The 22072-nt window shown below is 55.2% G+C and carries 17 protein-coding genes; 9 read left to right on the top strand and 8 right to left on the bottom strand.

What is annotated here, in order from left to right; translation table 11 throughout:
• Positions 1–257: 257 nt before the first annotated feature.
• Positions 258–3992 (top strand): DEAD/DEAH box helicase, encoded by a 3735-nt coding sequence (locus tag EJ361_RS24665; RefSeq protein ID WP_126249248.1) that lies wholly within the window; start codon positions 258–260, stop codon positions 3990–3992.
• Here the strand turns inward: EJ361_RS24665 and EJ361_RS24660 are convergent.
• A complete protein-coding gene (locus tag EJ361_RS24660) occupies positions 3985–4683 on the bottom strand; it encodes a response regulator transcription factor (protein ID WP_126249247.1) in 699 nt (232 codons plus the stop codon). The two genes, EJ361_RS24665 and EJ361_RS24660, sit on opposite strands and share 8 nt — an antisense overlap.
• Entirely contained in the window at positions 4680–6167 is a 1488-nt protein-coding gene (locus tag EJ361_RS24655; RefSeq protein ID WP_126249246.1) for a sensor histidine kinase, read from the bottom strand. The genes EJ361_RS24660 and EJ361_RS24655 overlap by 4 nt, the downstream gene beginning before the upstream one ends.
• Before the next feature lie 120 nt (positions 6168–6287).
• Between EJ361_RS24655 and EJ361_RS24650 the strand changes: the two genes are divergently transcribed.
• A complete protein-coding gene (locus tag EJ361_RS24650; protein ID WP_126249245.1) occupies positions 6288–7142 on the top strand; it encodes a hypothetical protein in 855 nt (284 codons plus the stop codon).
• A 31-nt stretch (positions 7143–7173) separates the two neighbouring features.
• Positions 7174–9900: an outer membrane beta-barrel protein gene (locus EJ361_RS24645; RefSeq protein WP_126249244.1), complete on the top strand. Its 2727-nt coding sequence runs from the start codon at positions 7174–7176 to the stop codon at positions 9898–9900.
• 64 nt (positions 9901–9964) lie between these two features.
• Here EJ361_RS24645 and EJ361_RS24640 read toward each other — a convergent pair whose 3' ends face one another.
• Complete coding sequence (locus tag EJ361_RS24640; RefSeq protein ID WP_205687108.1) at positions 9965–10285, bottom strand: hypothetical protein; 321 nt, start codon at positions 10283–10285, stop codon at positions 9965–9967.
• A 221-nt stretch (positions 10286–10506) separates the two neighbouring features.
• On the opposite strand from EJ361_RS24640, the gene EJ361_RS24635 reads away from it, so the two are divergent.
• Positions 10507–11400, top strand: a complete 894-nt coding sequence (locus EJ361_RS24635) for a hydroxypyruvate isomerase family protein (RefSeq protein WP_126249243.1) — start codon at positions 10507–10509, stop codon at positions 11398–11400.
• Between the two features lie 5 nt (positions 11401–11405).
• Here the strand turns inward: EJ361_RS24635 and EJ361_RS24630 are convergent, their stop codons facing one another.
• From EJ361_RS24630 to mqnC, 3 genes are all read right to left on the bottom strand, one after another.
• Complete coding sequence (locus EJ361_RS24630) at positions 11406–11957, bottom strand: GNAT family N-acetyltransferase (protein WP_126249242.1); 552 nt, start codon at positions 11955–11957, stop codon at positions 11406–11408.
• Between the two features lie 105 nt (positions 11958–12062).
• Entirely contained in the window at positions 12063–12713 is a 651-nt protein-coding gene (locus EJ361_RS24625; protein WP_126249241.1) for a hypothetical protein, read from the bottom strand.
• Positions 12714–12930: 217 nt separating this feature from the next.
• Positions 12931–14055, bottom strand: a complete 1125-nt coding sequence (gene mqnC / locus EJ361_RS24620; protein ID WP_126249240.1) for a cyclic dehypoxanthinyl futalosine synthase — start codon at positions 14053–14055, stop codon at positions 12931–12933.
• Positions 14056–14189: 134 nt separating this feature from the next.
• Here mqnC and EJ361_RS24615 point away from each other — a divergent pair, with 134 nt between their 5' ends.
• The 4 genes from EJ361_RS24615 (at position 14190) to EJ361_RS24600 (ending at position 18437) form a co-directional block, all read left to right on the top strand.
• Positions 14190–15410, top strand: coding sequence for an aspartyl protease family protein (locus EJ361_RS24615; RefSeq protein WP_126249239.1), 1221 nt, complete (start codon positions 14190–14192; stop codon positions 15408–15410).
• An 80-nt stretch (positions 15411–15490) separates the two neighbouring features.
• Positions 15491–16729: a M16 family metallopeptidase gene (locus EJ361_RS24610; RefSeq protein WP_126249238.1), complete on the top strand. Its 1239-nt coding sequence runs from the start codon at positions 15491–15493 to the stop codon at positions 16727–16729.
• 4 nt (positions 16730–16733) lie between these two features.
• Positions 16734–18017, top strand: a complete 1284-nt coding sequence (locus EJ361_RS24605) for a M16 family metallopeptidase (protein ID WP_126249237.1) — start codon at positions 16734–16736, stop codon at positions 18015–18017.
• A gap of 66 nt (positions 18018–18083) precedes the next feature.
• The gene (locus tag EJ361_RS24600; RefSeq protein ID WP_126249236.1) at positions 18084–18437 is read left to right on the top strand and encodes a phage holin family protein; all 354 of its coding nucleotides are present in this window, start codon (positions 18084–18086) and stop codon (positions 18435–18437) included.
• Between the two features lie 3 nt (positions 18438–18440).
• Here EJ361_RS24600 and EJ361_RS24595 read toward each other — a convergent pair whose 3' ends face one another.
• Positions 18441–20015, bottom strand: coding sequence for an N-acyl-D-amino-acid deacylase family protein (locus EJ361_RS24595; protein ID WP_126249235.1), 1575 nt, complete (start codon positions 20013–20015; stop codon positions 18441–18443).
• Between the two features lie 10 nt (positions 20016–20025).
• Positions 20026–20454 carry a YybH family protein gene (locus tag EJ361_RS24590; protein WP_126249234.1) on the bottom strand — a complete coding sequence of 143 codons (429 nt, stop codon included), beginning with the start codon at positions 20452–20454 and terminating at the stop codon, positions 20026–20028.
• A 418-nt stretch (positions 20455–20872) separates the two neighbouring features.
• On the opposite strand from EJ361_RS24590, the gene EJ361_RS24585 reads away from it, so the two are divergent.
• A complete protein-coding gene (locus EJ361_RS24585) occupies positions 20873–22066 on the top strand; it encodes a DegT/DnrJ/EryC1/StrS family aminotransferase (RefSeq protein ID WP_126249233.1) in 1194 nt (397 codons plus the stop codon).
• Positions 22067–22072 lie beyond the last annotated feature (6 nt).

The raw sequence follows: 22072 nt of genomic DNA, 5'->3' as shown, positions 1-22072 counted from the left end.
AAGTACAGCAGGAGCCCCCCGGGACTCAATGGATATTTTTCCATTTGAGGTGTACATTTTTTTGCGGGAGCGGCAGGATTTAGGACCCGTTTCAGCGATTCTTATTGAATTTTTTTGCTTACTTTTGTGGATTGCCTTTTTTTGAGCCGTCATTGTATGGAATAACGAAGAAAAACAGAAGAATCGAGTGAAGATCCCGACAGCGCCAAATGTCATAAAACCCCGGCTCAAACAAAAGAAGGCATCACAAGGAAAGCATGTCGCTACCCCATTTATTAAAATATGTATATAATAACGGCACCGACGAGGTGATCCGAAGGGGGAAACGCATATTCGCAACTGGCGGCGTAGAGCTGCTCGAAGGCGATCCCGTACTGCGCTCGGCCTCGTTCCGGGTGAAGAGCGACACACATGCGAATTTCTATAAGGTTACCATCAGCAAATACAACGAACCGGCTACAATGAGCGTGCGATGCCAATGCCCCTATAACCTGGGAGACATTTGCCGCCACGAAGCCGCCGCCCTTTTCCAGCTGCAGGAAATGCTGGACAGGAACCATTTCGATGCGTTCGACACGCAATACGACCAGCAACATACGCTGATCAAGATGAAGTCGATCGATCTCAAAACCATCAAACTCCTTACTTCCAATACCATCATCTCCGAGGCAGACCGCATCCTGCGCAAAACGCAGGCCGTCATCAAATCCGCCAAAGACGAGAAGGTGGAAGCCGAACTGCGGACCGACGGGAAGAAATATCCCCTCATCCTCCAGCGGAACGAAGAACGCAATTTCGACACGCATTGTACCTGCGACGAGCATGAGCATCCGCTTTGCGTCCACAAAACTGCGCTGTTCCTGCAGCTCCTCACCGCCCACGGGCCCTTCTATTTCGATACGCTCCGCAACTGGGACAAAGAGAAGAACAAACTCCTCTCCTCCTACGGCTACTCGCTCAGCGACGATCTCGAAGGCAAATTCGCGTTCTCTTACATGAACGGGAAACCCTTCCTGCGCGTGCTCGACCCCACCATCAAAAAAGTGGAGACCGTTGCCGCCGCCAAAACTGAATCGGCCCCGGAACCGGAAGAAACTCTCACCGTTGCACGCCGACTGGGCGTGGTGCTGAATGCCAACGACAAACTGTTCCCCTATTTCCAGATGGAACTGGTGAGCGGAGACGCGAACGAAGATGAAACGGAATTCGTGTCGCTGGTAAACCGCATCGACCTCGGCAAATACGTCGACTTTTACCTTTTCAAAGAGAAAGACCGCGATCTCATTTCGCCCATCCGCAAGCTCCAGCACACCGAAGTCAACAAGTTCCTCAACAAGAACTCCCCCTTCGCCGGCATCTGGGAAAACATCATGCACGAAAGCGAAAGCGGCCTGCCCATGGAAACCATGGAGCTGATCGTGGAATACCTCCAGCCCAAACTCGCCAAGCTGTTCCCGCTGCTGACCGACCACAGGCTCGTGTTCCTCCTGCGCGACGGGCAGTTGTTCAAAACCAAGAACCTGCAACAAATCCAGGTATCCGGATATCCGCTCAAACCTTACTTCAAAGCCGGCAACGGCGGCGATCATGTGGAAGTAACCGCCTGGGTAGACATCGACGGCGAAGCCGTGAACGTATCGGCCAACCAGTGGGCCAGCCCGCTGTTGTTCCTGTACAACGGCACCCTGCACTACTTCAACAATCCGAAAGATTCCATCCACCTCCTCCAATACCAGGAGCATAACGCCGTGCGCGTGCCTACCAACGAATGGCAGGATTTCCTCAAGGAATCCATCCTCCCGCTGGGAAAGGAATACGCCGTTCAGTACGATGCCTCGCTGCTGGCCGAAGTGGACGACGTGATCCCGGAAAACCGCGTCTACCTGAAAGAAATGGGCGAAACCTTCGTGATCCAGCCCGCGTTCTCCTATCATGGGCACGATGTGGAGTGGAACGAGGAAACCCGCATCACCGTCCAGGAAGGTAATAAAGTACTGGTGATCCACCGGAACAAGGAAGCGGAAGATAATTTCGTAAACAGCATCCGCGCGCTGCACACCAACTTCTCCGTCAACAGCAATTACAACTATTTCTTCCTCCGCGCAAAAGAAGCCCTGAAGAACAACTGGTTCTTCCTCTTCTTCGACGCGCTGAAGGAAATGGACGTACGCGTTTTCGGCTTCGAGCAACTGCGGAACTTCCGATTCTCGGCGCAGAAACCCGTCACCAACCTGCAGATCAGCTCCGGCATCGACTGGTTCGACGCGCAGATCGAAGTGGTGTATGGCGATCAGAAAGTCGGGATACGCGACATCAAGCGCGCGCTCGCCAACAAACAGAATTACGTGCAGCTGGCAGACGGCTCCCTGGGCCTGCTGCCGGAAGAATGGCTGAAAAAATATTCCCTACTTTTCAAGATAGGGGAAGAAAAAGATAAAGGCGCCGGCCTCAAACTGAGCAAATACAACTTCTCGGTGATCGACGAACTGTACGAGTTCATCGACGACGAGGCCATCCTTGTAGAGCTCGACGAAAAGCGGCGCAAACTGCTCCAGTTCGACGAGATCCGCAGCGTAGACCTGCCCGGCAATCTCAACGCCAACCTGCGGCCTTACCAGGAAAGCGGCTTCCAGTGGCTCAATTACCTCGACGAAGTGAAGTGGGGCGGGATTTTGGCAGACGATATGGGTCTTGGTAAAACCGTGCAGGCGCTTACGTTCATCCAGCATTACAAGAACGTGCACGAACAATGCACCATGCTGGTGGTTTGCCCCACCACGCTGATCTACAACTGGGAGAACGAGATCCGGAAATTTACACCGGGCATTACCTATCACATCCATCACGGCCCGCAACGCCTCCGCATTCCGGAGGAACTGGGCGCCTTCGACGTCATCATCACCACCTACGGCACCCTGCGCAGCGATGTGCAACTGCTCATGAAGATCGATTTCGACTACGTGATACTCGATGAATCGCAGGCGATCAAAAACCCGCAGTCGAAGGTGACCAAAGCCGCACAGCTGCTCAACACCCGCAACCGCATCGCGCTGTCGGGCACGCCCATGCAAAACAATACCTTCGATATCTACGCCCAGATGAACTTCCTCAACCCGGGGATGCTCGGCAGCGTAGACTTCTTCCGTAACGAATTCGCCACGCCGATAGACAAGTTCCAGGACGAGGAAAGGAAAGAGCACCTGAAAAAGCTCATCTATCCCTTCATCCTCCGCAGAACGAAAGAACAGGTGGCCAAAGACCTGCCGGAGAAAATCGAGACCGTCATCTTCTGCGAAATGGACCCGGAACAGCGCCATATCTACGACGCTTACCGCAACTCCTACCGCTCCAAAATCCTGGGCGTCATCGAAGACCAGGGGATGGAACGCAGCCAGCTCACGATTTTGCAGGGCCTCATGAAGCTCCGCCAGATCTGCGACTCGCCCGCCATCCTCAACGAAGCGGAAAAATACCCCAACCACTCCGTAAAGCTGCATGAGCTCACGCGCGAAATCTCTGAAAACATCAGTAACCACAAAGTGCTGGTATTCAGTCAATTCCTCGGCATGCTCGGCCTCATTAAAGACCGCCTCGCCCATCAGAAGATCCCGTATGAATATTTCGACGGCTCCACCAGCACAATGGACCGCGAAAAAGCCATCCAGAACTTCCAGAACAACGAGGAATGCCGCGTGTTCCTCATTTCCCTCAAAGCCGGTGGCGTAGGTCTCAACCTCACCGCGGCCGACTACGTTTACATTGTTGACCCCTGGTGGAACCCCGCGGTGGAACAACAGGCCATCGACCGGACGCACCGTATCGGGCAGACGAAGAACATCTTCGCCTACCGCATGATCTGTAAAGACACCGTGGAGGAAAAAATCCTGGAACTGCAGGAGCGGAAGAAATCGCTGGTGAAAGACATCATCGCCGACGATTCCGGCTTCATCAAAAAACTCACGAAAGAAGACGTGCTCTACCTCTTCAGCTAATCAACTTATATCCCACCCCGCGAATATTGACGATCTGGATCTTCGGATCGTCTTTCAGATACCTGCGCAGTTTTGTGATGAAAACGTCCATGCTGCGGGCGTTGAAGAAGTTATCGTCGCCCCAGAGGTCGAGCAGTACGGGCCGGCGCTCCATGACCTGGTTTCTGTGCCGGCAAAGGCGCAGCAGTACTTCGGACTCGCGGTGCGAGAGGTACTCCGTGTACCCGTTTCGCGTGAGTGTCTGCCTGTAGGGCTGGAAAAGGAACTGGCCGATGAGGATTTCGTCTTCGGATGGCGGAGGCGGCGCCGCATGTCCGCCGAAACGGGCCAGCAGCGAGCGTATGCGGACGATGAGCTCGTCCATGCTGAAGGGTTTTTTCAGATAATCGTTCCCGCCGGATTCAAATCCCTTTACCACATCCGCGGTTTGCGATTTGGCGGTGAGGAAGATGATGGGTACGTGCTTGTCAGTTTTCCGGATTTCGGTGGTGAGCGAGAAACCGTCGAGGTTGGGCATCATGACGTCCATCACGATGGCATCCGGCTTGTGCTGGCGGAACAGGCGGAGGCCTTCCACGCCGTCTGCCGCGCAGATCATCATAAAACCGCGGGTTTCGAGGCTGTCTTTCACGATCTGGGCGAGTTGCCATTCGTCTTCGATGAGTAATATGACGGGTTGGGATGGGCTCATGCTGCGGGGATTTCCAGTTGAAATTCGCTGCCCTTGTCGGGCTCGCTTTTTACTTTGATGCTGCCGCCGTGTTTTTCGGCGATCTTCTTCACATAACTCAATCCAAGCCCGAAACCTTTCACGTTATGCAGGTTACCGGACGGTACGCGGAAGAATTTATCGAAAATGCTGTTGTGATAGCTGTGCGGAATGCCGATGCCATTGTCTTTCACCGAAATGCGCACCCATCCCGGCCGGCGGGCCACATGCACGGAAATCTCCGCCGGATCGTTGGAGTATTTGATGGCATTGTCGACGAGGTTGTTGATGGCGTGGGAAAGATGGGTGGGATCGGCGAGCACGAGCGGATCGGCGAGCAAGGTATAGCTGAAATCGATTTTTTTACCGGATTTGAGGCGGTGGTTGGAAATGATGTCGGCGATGATATCGTTGAGGTCCACCATTTCGGGTTGGAGCGTCACATCTTCTTTTTCTTCCGCGGCGATGTGGAGCACTTTTTCGACGAGGTCGCCCAGGCGCTGGAGCTCCTGCCGGGAAATGCGGAGGTAATTGGCGGTTTTCTGCGGATCGGCGAGGGCGTTGAACCGTTCGAGCGCCTCCACGGCCGCGGATACCGTGGCGATGGGGGTTTTCAGCTCGTGGGTCATGTTATTGATGAAATCGTTGCGGACTTCCGAGAGTCTTTTTTGCCGGAGGATCGTGCGGAGCATATACAGGAACGAACCCACCGTCAGCAGCAGCAAAACGCCCGTAGCGGCGAGGCTGCCGGTCATCCGGCCGAGAATATGCGGCATGGGGCTCGCGAAATTCGCCGTCACAAAGATGTTGTTGATGGGATTGAAGGGGATGACGGTGGTGCGGAACGGCGATTTGGGGAGGGATTGAAAGGTTTCGTGGCTGAGTGCGAGCGTATCCAGTTGGAAGCCGGTGTTGATCCCCCGGTTCCCGAGCTCTATCCGGTATAGGCTGTCTAACTGATTGATCGTAAGCGAAGTACGATAAAAATCCCTTCTCACCAGCACTTCCGAAATTTTCCGCGACAGCGTGTCCGTCAGCTGCCGGAGTTGGGTGTCGCGGCGTACCATGTGCGGTTCCACATTTTCTCCTGTCGGCGGCCCGAACTCGTCGGCCGGAAAAACCGGGCGCGCGGGGGCCGCAAGGAAGTACGCGTTTTTGACCACGGCGCCGGAGGCTGCGGCGGCGGAATCCAGGTCGCTCACGATGCGGGTAACCTGGCCCATGGGCGAGGTGCTGTCTGCCATGGTGGAGGTGAACGTCAGGTTGAATTTGGACAGGCCGAGCACTTTGCCGGCGTCGCCGAACTGTTTGTGAAAAACAGCCGTGCGGAGGGCGTCGTTGATATCGCGCTGGAATTCCTGCAGGCGGATCTGGTACGCCTGGTACAGCCAGTACCCCTGGAGGGCGAGGATGCCGAGGATGCAGGCGGTCATGAGCACGAGTATGTTTCTGATGCGGTTGCGCATGATGTAAAGCTATTCAATCTGATCCAACAGCCGCGAGACGCTTAACACTAATTAACAAACGTTATGAGTGGTTAACCATTTTCACCGCCCGGCTGCGTCATCTTTACGGAAAAAAAAGCCATGAAAACGTACCTGATTCTTTGTGCCGGACTGTTGACAGCCGCTGCCGTGCGGGCGCAGCAGCCGTCTGGCGTGATCGAATATGAAGTGAACTCCAAGCTCGAGAAGGGCCAGTTCAGGATGGTGATGCGCGGGCCAGACGGATCTGTGACCACGAGCGACACGCCTCCGCCCGACATGCCGAACCTTATTACTTTCAGCCAGACGTTCACCTTCGCAGGGGGAATGGGCCGGCTGGAAACGGAGAATGGCGGTAACGTGATGCGGAAAATGACATTGGGCCTCCCTGCAGGCGGCGGGCCTCCGGGCGGTGCTTCCTTTTCGGCTGGTGTAGCCGGGGCGACGGCGGCTGCCGGGCCGGTTGGCCGGTCATCATCACTGCGCCCCCCTGTCACCAACGCAACGTATATTGACTTGCTAAACAAGCGGTATTTATCGGTGCTCACGCAAAATAAAGATAGCGGGGTGGCCGGGGTTTGGTATTCGGAAGAAGATTACAAACCTGCCGCGGAAATAAAAACTTCCGGGAGAACGAAGACCATCGCGGGATTCCGCTGCCAGCGGGCTACGGCCGTTGTGGGAGAAGAATCTTTCGTGATCTGGTATACGACCGATATCCCGATGCTGTTTTCGCCGGTGAACGGGGTATGGCCGCCGCAGGGCGTAGTGCTGGCGCTGGAAAGCGAGAAGCGCTCGTATACGGCGAAGAAAGTGGAGCTTAAACCCGTACCCGACGCGCCGATGTTGCCCGCAGGCGCTGAAAAGCTAACGGCGGTGCAGATGAAGGAGAAACAAAGAAGTATCCTGGAAGCGTTTCAAAACGAACAACTGAAAAAATTACAGGAAGCGGAATAATTAACCCATTAGAAAAGACACAGCGCCCCTCATGAAGAAGATCCGGCAGATATGCCTGTTGACCATATGGCTGGTGCTCGGGATTGCCACCGCATCCCGCGCCCAGCTCCGCGAATTCCGCGTAACCGGCCGCATTACCGACCAGGCTACCCGCGAAGCGCTCCCTAATGCCCCCGTGGCCCTGCTGGGCAAGGATTCCGTGACGGCCGCCCATGCCGTGACGGATTCCCTCGGGCGGTTTACCCTTACGGCTACCCAGCGGGGCTACCTGCGCCTGGTGATCGCTTATATGGGTTACACGCAATATACCCGTGAGCTCCAGGTGTCGGACACCGTCACTTCCATTTCCGCAGGAACCATTGCCATGGCGCCGAAAGGCATCAACCTCGCGCGGATCGATGTGGAAGGGTTCCGCCAACCGATCACGTTGAAAGAAGATACCATCGAATACAACGCCAGCTCGTTCAAAACAAAGGAAAACGCCGTGGTGGAAGATCTGCTGAAGAAATTGCCGGGCATCACCGTAGAGCGCGACGGCACCATCAAAGCCGGCGGAGAAACGGTCTCGAAAGTGTTGGTGGACGGAAAACCGTTCTTCGGGAACGACCCTAAAATGGCCACGCGCAACCTCCCCGCGGATATCCTGGAAAAAGTACAGCTCATCGACCAGAAAAGCGAACAGGCGCAGTTTACGGGCATCCCCGACGGTCAAACCCAAAAGGTGCTCAACTTCACCGTGAAGGAAAACAAGCGCAGAGGGTTTTTCGGGCGGGCAACGGCGGGATACGGCACCGGTGCGCGGTTCTCCGGCAACGCCAATATCAACGCTTTCCGGAAAGAAAAACAGTACTCCTTCATCGGCAGCGCCAACAACACCAACGGCACCAGCAATCCGGAAGGCGGATTGGGCAATATGGGCGGGGCATCGGGCATCTCGCGGAACTGGTTCGGCGGCCTCCAGTACAACAACAGCACCTCACAGAAACTTAAAGTCAACGGCAGTTACCACGTCAACGACGGGCGAACGGAAACGGAAACCACCGGCAGCCGGCAGCATATTTTCAGGAAAGATTCATCCAGCTACGTCCAGGACGCGAATAATGGCCTCAATTCGGCCACCACACACAATATGAATATGCGGCTGGAAGGCGAGATCGATTCGTTCTACTCGTTCATAATAACACCGAACGTCGTGTATTCCAACAACGATAGTTATTCCCAACGCTTCAGCACTACGCTCAATAATGACCGCGACACGGTCAATACCAACCGCAGCAGCGCGATATCTTCGTCCAAAACGCCCAACATTTCCACCCATGCCCTGCTTCGCCGGAAGTTCAGGAAAAAGGGACGGACGCTCAGCGCCAATCTCACCTTTAATTACAATAACAGCGCCGTCACCAATTTCAACGAAGCCTACACCCGGTTTTCGCTGAACGGGCAGTCGCGGCTGGATACGATCGACCAGAAAGTGCAATCCGAAAATTCATCGCGGCAATACAACATCCGGCTCGCTTATACCGAGCCCGTTTTCCGCAACCGGTTACTGGAAATCAATTATTCGTACAATAACGGCCTGAACTCGTCTGACCGCTACACCTGGGACCGTAGCAAGCCCGGCGGGGAATACGATCAGCTGAACGACAGCCTCACCAATCATTTCAACAACATCACCGAGTACCACCAGGCGGGCCTCAACCTGCGGACGGATAAGCTGAAATACAACTATACCATCGGCTTCAACGTGCAGCGGAACCTGCTGGAAAGCCGCAACCTGACGAAAGGGGAAACGATCGCGCAGACTACCACCAACTTCTCGCCGACGGCGCAATTCGCCTATAATTTTTCGCAGCACAAGCGGTTTAAAATGACGTACCGGGGCAATACCTCCCAGCCTTCGCTCGACCAGTTGCAGCCCGTTCCCGATCTCTCGAACCCGCTGCTGATCCGGCTGGGGAACCCCGACCTGAAACCTTTTTTTCAAAACATGGTCAACATTTCCTACAATACGTTTAACAAGGAGAATTACCGGAGCTGGTTTTTGGGGTTGTCGGGGATGGTCAACCTCAACAAAATCGTGAACGGGACTACGCTGCGCCAGGACGGCGTGCAGGTGACGCAACCGGTGAATATGAACGGGAGTTACAACCTGAATGCGTTTTCGGTGGTTGGCCTGCCGTTGGACAAATCCCAGAAAGCGGCCTTCAACTTCACCACGGAAGCGGGCTACCGCCGCGATCCCAGCCTGGTGAACGGTGCGAAGAATTTCGCCAACAACCTGACTTTGGGGCAAGTGGTAAACTTCAACTATTCGATGCCGGACAAATTTTTTATGGGAACGGAAGCCAGGATAACGTTCAACGACGCGAGTTTTTCCGCGAACCCGCAGAACAATGCCAAATATTTCAATTACGATCTCAGCCTGGATGCGGCGGTTACCCTGCCCTGGGATGTGGTGGTGAACGCGCAAACGCTGTATACCGCTACTACCGGCCGTGGAGAAGGGTTTGACCAGCAGTTTACCCGTATTAACGCGTCTATCGCCAAAACATTCCTGCCCCGGCGCCAGGGTGTGCTGCGGTTGCATGTGTACGATCTGCTGAACCAAAGCGTGAGCGTTAACCGGACGGTGGCCGACAACTATATCGAAGACACCCGGAATATGGTGCTCCGCCGCTATTTTATGCTTTCCTTCACCTGGATTTTCAACCGGTTCGGCGGGAAAAACGGCGCACCCCCGCCCCCTATCATCCGCTGACGGCCGGGAAAAAAGCCTGCCGGGATGCCGGACTCCGTCCGGGTAGACGCTGGCTGGTCGGCCCTTAGGCTCGTCTGGCGCCTTTCAAATCGTTAACGACACGTTTCTTGCCTTGCGCTGCCCAGTGGTTCGAAAGGTAAACCACGAGCCGCGCGATGGTGAAGGTCGGGATGAAATCCAGGCCGGGGAACAGCTCTTCGATGAAATTGAAGGCGCCGCCGAAAAGGCCTACCGGGCCACCGAACAGGCGGTAGAACACCACCGCCGAAATAGGCGCCCAGATCACATCGCTCACCTCCCCCAGCAAAGGCACCGCATAGCTGGCCAGGCCTATCAGGTCCATCACCACGCAAACGATCAGGCTGGGAGTAGATTTTCTTTCCATACGCACGGGTTTATATCTATATAATCAAATTACCCGCCAAAAAGTTACATGGCAGGGCGCCATCATCCCCCAATTTCCTCCAAAACCCTTGACCATGCTGCATGTATATACGAATGCGACTGGTCATTTGGATGCGCACCGCCGTGCTTTCGCAGCCCGTTCAAAACTTGCATTCCGTCGGAAAAAGCCATATTTTCATGTCCGGTAAAATCATCCACGTTATGACATCACCTTCATCCCGCAGAGATGCGATCAAAAAAGTAGCGACTATGGCACTGGCCGGCACAGCCCTTTCCTCCCTCAGCGAACGTGTTTCCGCACACGAAAGCGCCGTGGGTACCGCCCTCAAAGGCAAAGTGAACCACTCCGTTTGCGCCTGGTGTTACGGCGGCATTCCGCTGGAAACCCTCAGCCAGGCGGCCCGCGACATGGGCATCAAAAGCATCGAGATCATTTCGCCCGAACAGTTCGAAACCATCAAGAAGTACGACCTCACCTGCGCGATGGTGGGCTCCATTTCCAAAGACTGGGGCATTTCCCGGGGCTGGAACCGGAAAGAGCATCATGCGCCGCTGGCGGAGTTTTACCGCGACCTGATCGATAAAACGGCGGCAGCCGGGTTCACCAATCTCATCTGCTTCTCCGGCAACCGCGCCGGCCTTAGCGACGAGCAGGGGATCATCAATTGCGCCGAAGGCCTCAAACAGGTGATCGGCTACGCAGAAAAGAAAAAAGTGACGCTGGTGATGGAACTGCTCAACAGCAAGGTGGACCATAAAGATTACCAGTGCGATCATACCAGTTGGGGAGTGGAGCTTTGCAAGGCCGTGGGGTCGGATCGCTTCAAGCTGCTCTATGACATCTACCACATGCAGATCATGGAGGGCGACGTAATCCGCACGATCCGTGAAAACCAGCAATTCATCGCACATTACCATACCGGCGGCGTGCCGGGGCGCAACGAAATCGACGAAACCCAGGAACTTTTCTACCCCGCCATCATGCAGGCCATAGTGGACACCGGTTTTAAAGGTTTCGTGGCGCAGGAGTTTGTGCCCAAGCGGCCCGACAAGCTGGCGTCTCTCCGCCAGGGTGTTCAGATTTGTGACGTGTAAGGAGGTCAGGTGCGGGATTTCTGCCAGTCGTGGCGCAACATCCCCATCACCACCATGTCTACATATTGCCCATGCAGCTTGGCGCTCTCCCGGAGAATGCCTTCGCGCGTAAAGCCCAGTTTAATGGGTATTTGCGCGCTTTTTTCGTTTTGGAGGACGAAGCGGACTTCCAGCTTGTTGAGCCGGAGGGTCGAGAAAGCGTATTCCACCAAACCGCGGCAGGCTTCCGTGACGATGCCTTTTCCCTGGTGGACGTTGCCGAGCCAGTATCCTATTTCGGCTTTCTGGAGGATGTGGTCCCAGCCATGAAGGTCGATCACGCCGCAAAGCGCGTCGTTGTACCATATCCCGAAAGCGACGGCTTCCTGCCCGTCTGCTTTTTGAAGCATCAGTTCGATGAACCGGAGGGAATGTTCTTCGGAAGTATTGTAATCGACCCAGGGCAGAAAGCGCCGGAGCGTTTTGCGGGAATCATGGATCAGCCGGAACAGGGCCGGCGCATCTTCCGTTTGCAGCTGGCGCAGCCGGATTTCGGTGTTGACAGGTATCTCTAGCATATGGTCGGGCAGGTAAACATAATAAAACCCTGCTAAAACACCAACAGGCAACCTACCCGGAGGCAAGTCACCTGTTGATTTGATTATGACGGTACTGTACTACACTTAATTTCTGCCGATCAGCTGCTGCCGGGTCATATCAGCCACAACCTTGTTGGTGTACACCACTGCCATCCGCTCGGCGGACGCGGGGTCGAAGGTTTCTGTCTGGATAGAGTAGAGCAGTTGCTTGTCGCTGATGCTATACAGGTTCGATTCGAGGAAGTAGCGGGTGTTGGTGGTGTAATAGCCGGGATCGTATACCCTGCCGTACATCCAGTTGTAATATCCCCACCAGCGGCCGTAAAATGGGCTACCGAACGGACCGTAAAAGTTATTGCCGGGTACGTAGCTCTTTTCTTTCGATTTATCCAGCATCACGATCGTAAGTACCTTGTCGATATCGCCTTTCCGGAGTTTGTTCAGCGCCTGTTCTTCCTTCAGCCCCCTGAATGCTTTGGGCCCGAATTCATCGTATGCGGAAACTGCCTGGTATCCCTGCTTTTTGAGTGCCAGTACCATTTCTTTTTCCATTTGTCCACGCAATCTCCCTTCGCGGTCGTTCACGAGGCCGAGCACCATGATTTTCTGGTCTTTCTGCAATGAGGTTTCCGGTTCCTTCCACGAAGAGGTCACTTTCGTGCTGGAACAGGCTCCGAGGAACAACACCAGTCCGGTCAATATCCCTGTGGTCAAAAGTTTCATCTTGATCTTCATCGTATTGGTGTTTTTATACCTGTTAGACGTTGGATGAGGTCCAAATGATACACGCGATATCCCGATTTAACATTCTTTTCACCGAACTGTTAAGGTATTGCAAATGCTTGCCATACAAGGATTTGACACAATAAAAATGCATGTATTGCGTTGATGGTTTCCCAAATGCAAACTGCCGGCGCGATGGCCGGCAGTTGCTATATTCCTTTCGATACGATTAGTAAGTGATGACCTGTTCCTGGATGGATTCGGGGATGTCGCGGTATTCGTAGAGCTGGTTGCGGAGCTGCGGTTCGAAGCCGGCTTCGCGGATGGCGTCTTGCATGGATTTGTAGGTGAACCGGTGCGGGGCGCCGGCGGCGCTCACTACGTTTTCTTCGATCATGATCGACCCGAAATCGTTGGCGCCGGCATGGAGGCACAATTGCGCAACCTGTTTGCCTACGGTGAGCCAGGAAGCCTGGATGTTTTTGATATTGGGCAGCATGATGCGGCACATGGCGATCATACGGATGTATTCTTCTGCGGTGGACGTGTTGTGGACGCCGCGGATGCGCGCCAGCAGGGTGTCTACGTCCTGGAACGTCCAGGGGATGAAGGCGGTGAAGCCGTAGTGCCCTTGGGGCTTTTCGGACTGTACCTGCCGGATGTCTACCAGGTGCTCGAACCTTTCGGGCAGGGTTTCCACGTGGCCGAACATCATGGTGGCGGAGGATGCGATGTTGAGTTTATGTGCTGCGCGCATCACATCGAGCCACTCTGCGGCGCCGCATTTGCCTTTGGAGATGAGCCGGCGGACGCGGTCGTTGAGGATTTCGGCGCCAGCGCCGGGCAGGGAGTCCATCCCTGCTTCCTTCAGCGCGCGGAGCACTTCGATATGCGTGCTTTTTTCGAGCTTGGTGATGTGCGCCACTTCCGGGGGCCCGAGGGTGTGGAGGCGGAGGTGGGGATACAGCTGTTTGAGCTGGCGGAAGAGGTCTACATAGAATTTCAGCCCCAGTTCCGGGTGGTGGCCGCCCTGCAGGAGGAGCTGGTCGCCGCCGTATTTGAAGGTTTCTTCTATTTTGACTTTATATTCTTCAATATCAGTGATATAGGCTTCTTTATGCCCGGGGATCCGGTAGAAGTTGCAGAACTTGCAATTGGCGGTGCATACGTTCGTGGTATTCACGTTCCGGTCTATCTGCCAGGTCACCTTGCCGGAGGGTACCTGTTGCTTCCTCAGTTCATTGGCGATTTCCATCAATTCGGCCAGGGGCGCGTTCTGGAACATGAAAACGCCTTCTTCCGCCGTGAGAAATTCAAACTGCTGTGCTTTCCTGTATAAATCCTGTAATTGCATCTTGTCAGCAAAGGTAGGGTATCCCCATAAATTATTTTGCCGCTTGTAAGATTTCGGAGCGCGGGGTATCGGAGGAAATGTTAAATTTAAGTGGGAGAGACGGGTGCGGTCGCCCGTCTGTTCCGCAAACTAATATGGGAGCCAAATCCATTTTTCACGTTATCATCCTGATCCTGAGCCTGCTGTATGCCCCGTGTGAAACCTGTGCACAGGGGACCGAAGTCGCCCACAACGAGCCGGAAGCCCGGCTCATCACCCGCTTTCCTTTCAAACAGTTCTACGGAGGCGTTGTGGTCGTATACGCCCGCCTCAACGATCATCCGGACACCCTCCAGTTTTTGCTGGACACCGGCAGCGCCGGCATTTCGCTGGACACGGCCACCTGCGTGCGCCTCGGCCTGAAAGTAACCCCGTCGGACAAAGTGGTCCGCGGCCTCGCCGCCAGCAAGAACATTTCCTACGCGGCGGATAACACCCTTCACCTGCCGGGCCTCAGCGTAGACAGTCTCGATTTTCATATCAATGATTACGAACTGATCAGCCAGGTATATGGCATCCAGATAGACGGCATCATCGGCTACAGCCTCCTCCACCGCTACATCATGCAGGTGGATTATGACAAGGAGGAAATCGCCATGTGGTCTAACGGCGCGTTCAAATATCCCCGCGGCGGACAGGTCCTCAAGCCCAACCTGACCTTCATTCCCGTTGTGAGCGCCCCGCTCCGCAGCGGCAAGCGTAACGTGAACCACCGGTATTATTTCGATACCGGCGCCGGGATGTGCCTGCTGCTCACCACGCAGTTCGTGAAAGACAGCTCCCTGCTCGTGAGGCGCAAGGTCAAAGTGATCCCTACGGAAGCACAGGGCCTCGGCGGGAAAATGCAGATGTACATCACCACCATGAACGAATTCCGCGTCGGGAATTATACTTTCCGGAATGTGCCCACCTACCTGTTCGACGATATCACCAACATCACCTCCTACCCTTCGCTGGCGGGGATGATCGGCAATGATCTACTGCGGCGCTTCAATCTTACCCTCAATTACGCCAGGAAAGAAATCCATCTCATCCCCAACACCCACTTCCGCGACCATTTCGATTATTCCTACACCGGCCTCATCATTTACCTGATCGATAACCGGATCGAGGTGACGGACGTGATCCGCAATTCGCCGGCGGAAAAAGCCGGCTTCAAGGTGGGAGACGTGATCCTGGCCATCAATAACAATTTCTCCACCAATCTCCAGCTCTACCGCGACATTCTCAAGAACATCGGTACCCGCCCCAAACTGCTGCTCATGCGCAACAATGAGCTCATGGTAAAGCAGTTGCCCATCCGCAGCATATTGTAAGGAACGGCTTTTGTCGTAGATTTGCATGTTTCGGTCCGCCACTCCGGCGGTTGCCGGCAATTATTTTATATATTCGGCATATGGTTCATTTTTCAAAGTTTACGCTGGATAACGGATTGCGCGTGATCGTGCACGAAGACGCCACCACGCCCATGGCGGTGGTGAATGTGCTGTACGATGTGGGCGCGAGGGACGAAGATCCCCGCCAGACCGGTTTCGCGCATTTATTCGAGCACCTCATGTTCGGCGGGAGCATCAATATCCCCGAGTACGACGAGCCCCTGCAAATGGCAGGCGGCGAAAACAACGCATACACGACCAACGACCTTACCAATTACTACATAGAACTGCCGGCAGAAAACCTCGAAACGGCTTTCTGGCTGGAAAGTGACCGCATGCTTTCCCTCGCGTTCTCCGAAAAATCGCTCGAAGTGCAACGGAAAGTGGTCGTGGAAGAATACAAGGAACATTATATCAACAAACCTTACGGCGACGTTTGGCATAAAATGCGCGAACTGGCCTACTCCACGCATCCCTACCGCTGGATGACCATCGGCAAGGAGCTGAAGCATATCGAAGACGCGAAGCTGGAAGACGTGAAGTCGTTCTTCTTCCGCCATTACCGCCCGCAGAACGCGATCCTCGTTGTGGCTGGCAAGGTGACGGAAGCGCAGGTGAAAGCGCTGGCCCAAAAATGGTTCGGCGATATCCCGAGCGGCGAGCGTTATGTCCGCCATCTGCCGCAGGAGCCCGTGCAGGATGCGCCGCATTTCCTGGAGATCAAGTCGAAAGTGCCGCTGGACGCGCTGTACAAGGCGTACCACATGCCTTCCCGGATCGATCCGAAGTACTATGCGGCCGACCTCGTGAGCGATGTGCTCAGCGGCGGAGGTTCTTCGCGCCTGCACCAGGTGCTGGTAAAGGAAAAGAAACTTTTCAGCAACATCGAATGCTATCACTTCGGCAGTCTCGACGCAGGCCTGATGGCCATCGAAGGCAAACTGGTAAAGGGCGTGAAGATGAAAGACGCAGAAAAAGCCGTGGAAGAGGAGCTGGACAAACTCCGCAGCGAGCTCATCTCCGAGCGCGAATTGCAGAAGGTGAAGAACCGCGTGGAAAGCATGCTGGCTTTTGAAGACATGGGGCTGCTGTCCCGCGCCAACAACCTCGCATTCTACGAACTGATCGGCGATGCCGCCGATATGAATACGGAGTTCGCCAAATACGAGGCGGTAACCGTGGCCGACATCCAGGAGCAGGCGAGGGCGATCTTCTCTCCCGCCAACGCCAACACGATCCATTATTACGCAGGAAATTAAGATTATGATCAACAGAAGACAGGCACCCGCAATAAAAGACGCAGTAAATTTCGACATACAGCTCAAGCCGCTGGAGCAGTTCCGGCTCGACAACGGCATACCCGTGTACGTGGTGCGTTCCACCGAGCAGGAAACCCTCCAGCTGGAACTGGTATTCCCGGCAGGCAGCTGGTACGAATCGGAGAACCTCGTGGCCTCCGCCACCAACTTCCTCATGAAGAACGGCACCTCGAAGCATTCGGCACTCGAGATCAACGAGATGATCGAATACTACGGCGCTTATCTCAACCGCGGCGCCTACCATGAAAACGCCACCTACACGCTCCATTGCCTCAGCAAGCACATCACCGAACTGTTGCCCACGCTCCAGGAAGTGATCCAGGACCCGGTGTTCCCCGAACAGGAACTGGCCATCTTCATCCAGAACATGAAGCAGAAGCTGGCCGTAAACCTGCAGAAAAGCGAGTTCGTCGCCAACCGGCACATCGATAAATACCTCTTCGGCGAATTCCATCCCTACGGCCGGGTGAGCAGCATGATGGCGTACGATGCGCTGCAAACAGAGAGTTTACGCGCGTTTTATCAACAGCATTATACCTACAATAATTGCAAGATCTTCCTGGCGGGCAACCTGCCGGATAACATGGTCCCCCTGTTGAACCAGTATTTCGGATCCACGAAATGGAACGGCGAACGGCACAACCTCCGCCCGGAAATGCCGGTCCTGCCTGCGGAAGAAAAGAAATACCGCATCTTCAACGATGAAAACGGCGTGCAGGGAAGCATCCGCGTTGCTAGGGCGTTCCCGAACCGCTACCATCCCGATTTTCCGAAGATGCTGGTGCTGAACACCATATTTGGCGGGTATTTCGGCTCGAGGCTGATGAGCAATATCCGGGAAGAGAAAGGCTATACTTACGGCATCCATTCGCAACTCTACAATTTCAGGCAGGCAGGCGCGCTCAACATCCAGACCGAAGCCGGACGGGATGTTTGCGAAAAAGCGATCGCGGAAATTTATCTTGAAATGAACCGGCTGCGCGAAGAGCCGATCCCGGAAGAAGAACTGAGCCTGGTGCGGAATTTCATGATCGGGTCTATCCTGGGCGACCTCGACGGCGCCTTCCAGGTGATACAGCGGTGGAAAAACCTTATCCTCAACGATCTCGACGAAAATTACTTCTACAACAACATCCGTACGATCAAAACCATATCCGCGGAAGAGTTGCAGCAGATGGCGCGCCTGTACCTGGTTCCGGAAGATTTTTACGAGCTGATCGTGATCTGATACCGCAGCGGCTAAACATTCCGCGTGCTTTTTGTGTATTTTGTAAAAGCACTAACAATTTATCCGATGTTAGGAATTCTTATCCGGATCCTCGTGACGGCGCTCGCCGCACTGTTGACCGCATACCTTTTACCGGGCGTTAAGCTCCAGGATTTTACGACGGCCCTGCTGCTCGCCATCGTGCTGGGTTTGCTCAACCTGATCGTAAAGCCCATCCTCGTCATCCTCACCCTGCCGGTGACCGTGGTGACCCTCGGCCTTTTCCTGCTCGTGATCAACGCGCTGATCGTGCTGTGGGCCAGCAGCCTGGTGAAAGGTTTCAAGGTAGACAACTTCTGGTGGGCGCTCCTGTTCAGCGTGGTGCTGTCGCTCATCAGCAGTTTCATGATGTCTCTCGGGCCCGAAGACCGTGTAGACTGATCCTTACCGGCCCAAACGCACCACCTGCCCCTTGCGGGTGCCGTTGTGCTGTCCGTCCTCGATCGTCAGCACGCCGTTTACGATCACGTGGCTGAAACCGGTGGAATACTGGTGGGGGTGTGTGAAGGTAGACAGGTCTTTGACGGTGGCGGGGTCGAAGATCACGATGTCTGCCGCGTAACCCGGTACGAGCAGGCCCCGTTGCGCCAGTCTGAACTTTTGTGCAGGCAGCGAGGTCATCCGGCGGATGGCTTCCTCCAGCCCCAGCACCTTTTCTTCCCGCACGTATTTGCCCAGCACACGTGCGTTGGTGCCGTAGCCCCGCGGGTGCGGTACGCCCACACCGAATTCGCGGATACTCGCGTCGGACGCGAACATGTTGAAAGGATATTTCATGATCCGCTTCACATCTTCTTCACTCATCCCGTGGAATACCATGCCTGCGCTGCCCTGTTGCACCAGGTCGAGGATGGTTTCCACTTCGTTGGTCAGCGTGCTTTTCTTTCCCTTTAACTTATTGATCTCGGAGATGTTCTTCCCGTTGAGCGTGGTGTCTGCCTCGAAATACGCGACTACGGCGTAGTCCAGGTTTTTGAGGCGCCGTTTTTTATAAATGCCTGTCATTTCCTTCACGATCTTTTTACGGATGTCGGGCGTAGTGAGGCGATACACGACGGAATCGTACCCGCCGGAAAGCGCCCAGTCGGGCAGCATCGTTTTGAGGCTGGTGCTGCTGGCGGTGTAGGGGTATTGGTCGATGGTGACTTCCAGTCCATCGCGCCGCGCTTTTTCGATCATGGCCAATGTTACGGTGGAGCGGCCCCAGTTCTGTTTCCCGCCGATCTTGAAATGTGAGATCTCGACGGGGATATTGGCTTCCCTGCCGATGGTGAGCGCCTCGTTGATGGCGGTTTCCACGGCGTCGCCTTCGTTGCGCATGTGCGTGGCGTAGACGCCGCCGTATTTCGCGGCGGCTTTGGCGAGGCCAACTACTTCAGGCGTTTGCGCATAGTTGCCGGGCACGTAGATAAGCCCCGTGCTGAGGCCTACCGCGCCGTCCTGCATCGCCTTTTCGACGAGGGATTCCATTTTCCGCTGCTCTTCCGCGGTGGGGGCGCGGTTGGTGCTGCCCATCACGGCGCGGCGCACGTCGTTATGCCCGATCAGAGATGCCACGTTGATGGAAATGGTCATACTGTCGAGCTGGTGAAAGTAACGCGCGAGGTCGGTATTGGAGGAGCCGCAATTCCCGGTGACGACGGTCGTAACGCCGTCCATGAGGAAACTTTCGGCCGTGGGTACTTTGAATTCATCGTCTTCGATATGGGTATGCACATCGATGAACCCCGGTGCCACGATGCGCCCGCCGGCATCTATGATTTTTGCGGCCCGGAGGGATTGCGGGAGGCGCGTTACGGCGAGGATGCGCCCGTCTTTCACCGACACTTCGCCGTAATACCAGGAGTTGCCGGTGCCGTCTGCGATGCGTGCATTGCGGATGAGGATGTCGGCACCGGATTGGGCGCGGCCGGCCAGTGCGGCCAGCAGTGCGGGGAGCAGGAGCAGTTTTCTTTTCATGGTTCGGGGTTTAGCTGGAGTGGTCTGCCACGATCTTCCATTCGCCGTTCATGCGGCGGAGCAGGATGGAGAAATGCCCGTCGAGATTGCCGATGGTGCGCGTGAGTTGCCACTTGCCGACTACAAAATAGGCATCGTCCGCCAGTTTTTTGAATTCGAGCAGATTGAAGGCCAGCTGGCCCATGCCCTCCTTGCCGGGATAGGCTTTTTTGTAATTGTCGAGCGTAGCCTGCCATCCGTACGTCAAGCCTTTACTGCCGATGAACAGCAGCGAGTCGGATTTCCAGTAGGTGTCCATAAACGCCACGATATCGCCGCGGTTCCAGGCTTCGAGCTGGGTTTGCATGACTTGCCGGATGCGGGTTTCGGCCGGGTCTTGCGCGGAAACGGCGGCGCTGGTCGTAAGGAGGATGGCGGTGGCCAGGAAGAGTTTTCGCATGTGATGGTTATTGATGACATGAAAATAAGCAAATCCCCGACGGTGCGTATTTTTTTGCCGGGAAAGCAGATTGGTACGCTTTGATCGTGGTGCGCTGGTCCCGCCGGTCCCAACGGCAACACGGGCATCGCGGCGCCAGCGGTGCGCCGGGAAATGCGTTGCCTCCGCTACCGAACGTTGCCCGTGTCGCCGAATACATCTTCGCCGCCCCGGGCATCCATATTCCGGGGCCGGGAGATTCCGGCTTTTTTGTAGCGGGTTTCCGCGGTTTCCGGATTAAAAATCTATATAAACCGTTGATATTCATATATAAATAATTCAATTCCGTTATATCTCACCAGGAAAAAGTTTAACGCTTTTTATCGAAATTCCATTCCGGGATTGTTCTACCTTTGCACCACTACAAAAATTTTGCATTATGCCCGGATTTGAACTATTTGGCGCCGAAGAAAAAAAGGAAGTGAACGACGTCCTCGAGACAGGAATTTACATGCGTTACGGATTCGACGGTCCCCGCAAAGGGATCTATAAAGCGAAAGAACTGGAACAGGCGCTTTGCGAGCGTTTTAACGTGCAATACGCGCAGCTGACATCGAGCGGTACCACCGCGCTCACGACCGCCATGGCCGCTTTGGGCATTGGTGCGGGAGACGAGATCATCATGCCCACCTTTACTTTCGTGGCCAGCTTCGAAGCGGTGCTGTCTGTAGGCGCAACACCCGTGCTGGTAGATGTGGACGATACGCTGACGCTGGCCCCCGCCGCCGTTCGCGCCGCCATCACGCCGCGCACCAAATGCGTGATGCCCGTTCATATGTGCGGCTCCATGGCCGATATGGATGCGCTGATGGAGATCTGCCGCGAGCATAACCTCATTTTGCTGGAAGATGCCTGCCAGTCTACCGGTGCCACCTACAAAGGCCAGGCCCTGGGTTCCATCGGCCACGCCGGGACTTTCTCCTTCGACTTCGTGAAAACGATCACCTGCGCAGAAGGCGGGGCGATCATCACCAACGATAAAGATGTTTATACGAAAGCAGACGCTTACTCCGACCATGGTCACGACCATCTCGGCGGGGCAGACCGGGGTGCCGACGACCATCCGCACCTGGGCTTCAACTTCCGTATCTCCGAATTGCATGCAGCCGTGGGCCTCGCGCAGGTCCGCAAGCTGGATAAATTCCTCGCGATCCTGCGCAACAACTACGAAATCGTGAAAGAAGCGCTGGCGGCCGTTCCGCAGGTGGAATTCCGCCGGATACCCGATCCCTCGGGCGACAGCTGCACCCATCTTTCCTTCTTCCTCCCCGACCTGGATACCGCACGCGCAGCCGCCAGGGCCATGAAAGCCGCCGGCCTGCCCGCGTTCCACTGGTTCGACAATAACTGGCATTACTTCCGCAAGTGGCATCACCTGCAATCGGGCGCTACCCTTACGAAGTTCCCCGAACAACTCGCGAAAGACCTCGCCGCTTATCAAACCAAACAATTCCCCGCTTCCGACGCTATCATCGGCCGCTGCATCTCCTTCCCCATCAGCCTCGCATGGACTGACGCGGAGGTGCGGGAACGTGCCGGAAAACTGGCGGCTGCCGTGAAAAGCGTACTGTAATCACAA

The sequence above is a fragment of the Chitinophaga rhizosphaerae genome, assembly GCF_003958645.1.
GTDB classification, from domain to species: domain Bacteria; phylum Bacteroidota; class Bacteroidia; order Chitinophagales; family Chitinophagaceae; genus Chitinophaga; species Chitinophaga rhizosphaerae.
The sequence above is the reverse complement of the archived record's forward strand: the minus strand, read 5'-3'. Positions and strand labels throughout refer to the sequence as shown.

What these genes read in the sequence shown, in the direction of transcription:
- EJ361_RS24600 (WP_126249236.1), top strand. Translation starts at nt 18,084, where the DNA reads ATGTTAGGAATTCTTATCCGGATCCTCGTGACGGCGCTCGCCGCACTG.
- EJ361_RS24640 (WP_205687108.1), bottom strand. Translation starts at nt 10,285, where the DNA reads ATGGAAAGAAAATCTACTCCCAGCCTGATCGTTTGCGTGGTGATGGAC.
- EJ361_RS24595 (WP_126249235.1), bottom strand. Translation starts at nt 20,015, where the DNA reads ATGAAAAGAAAACTGCTCCTGCTCCCCGCACTGCTGGCCGCACTGGCC.
- EJ361_RS24635 (WP_126249243.1), top strand. Translation starts at nt 10,507, where the DNA reads ATGACATCACCTTCATCCCGCAGAGATGCGATCAAAAAAGTAGCGACT.
- mqnC (WP_126249240.1), bottom strand. Translation starts at nt 14,055, where the DNA reads ATGCAATTACAGGATTTATACAGGAAAGCACAGCAGTTTGAATTTCTC.
- EJ361_RS24630 (WP_126249242.1), bottom strand. Translation starts at nt 11,957, where the DNA reads ATGCTAGAGATACCTGTCAACACCGAAATCCGGCTGCGCCAGCTGCAA.
- EJ361_RS24585 (WP_126249233.1), top strand. Translation starts at nt 20,873, where the DNA reads ATGCCCGGATTTGAACTATTTGGCGCCGAAGAAAAAAAGGAAGTGAAC.
- EJ361_RS24590 (WP_126249234.1), bottom strand. Translation starts at nt 20,454, where the DNA reads ATGCGAAAACTCTTCCTGGCCACCGCCATCCTCCTTACGACCAGCGCC.
- EJ361_RS24615 (WP_126249239.1), top strand. Translation starts at nt 14,190, where the DNA reads ATGGGAGCCAAATCCATTTTTCACGTTATCATCCTGATCCTGAGCCTG.
- EJ361_RS24655 (WP_126249246.1), bottom strand. Translation starts at nt 6,167, where the DNA reads ATGCGCAACCGCATCAGAAACATACTCGTGCTCATGACCGCCTGCATC.
- EJ361_RS24605 (WP_126249237.1), top strand. Translation starts at nt 16,734, where the DNA reads ATGATCAACAGAAGACAGGCACCCGCAATAAAAGACGCAGTAAATTTC.
- EJ361_RS24650 (WP_126249245.1), top strand. Translation starts at nt 6,288, where the DNA reads ATGAAAACGTACCTGATTCTTTGTGCCGGACTGTTGACAGCCGCTGCC.
- EJ361_RS24645 (WP_126249244.1), top strand. Translation starts at nt 7,174, where the DNA reads ATGAAGAAGATCCGGCAGATATGCCTGTTGACCATATGGCTGGTGCTC.
- EJ361_RS24660 (WP_126249247.1), bottom strand. Translation starts at nt 4,683, where the DNA reads ATGAGCCCATCCCAACCCGTCATATTACTCATCGAAGACGAATGGCAA.
- EJ361_RS24665 (WP_126249248.1), top strand. Translation starts at nt 258, where the DNA reads ATGTCGCTACCCCATTTATTAAAATATGTATATAATAACGGCACCGAC.
- EJ361_RS24610 (WP_126249238.1), top strand. Translation starts at nt 15,491, where the DNA reads ATGGTTCATTTTTCAAAGTTTACGCTGGATAACGGATTGCGCGTGATC.
- EJ361_RS24625 (WP_126249241.1), bottom strand. Translation starts at nt 12,713, where the DNA reads ATGAAGATCAAGATGAAACTTTTGACCACAGGGATATTGACCGGACTG.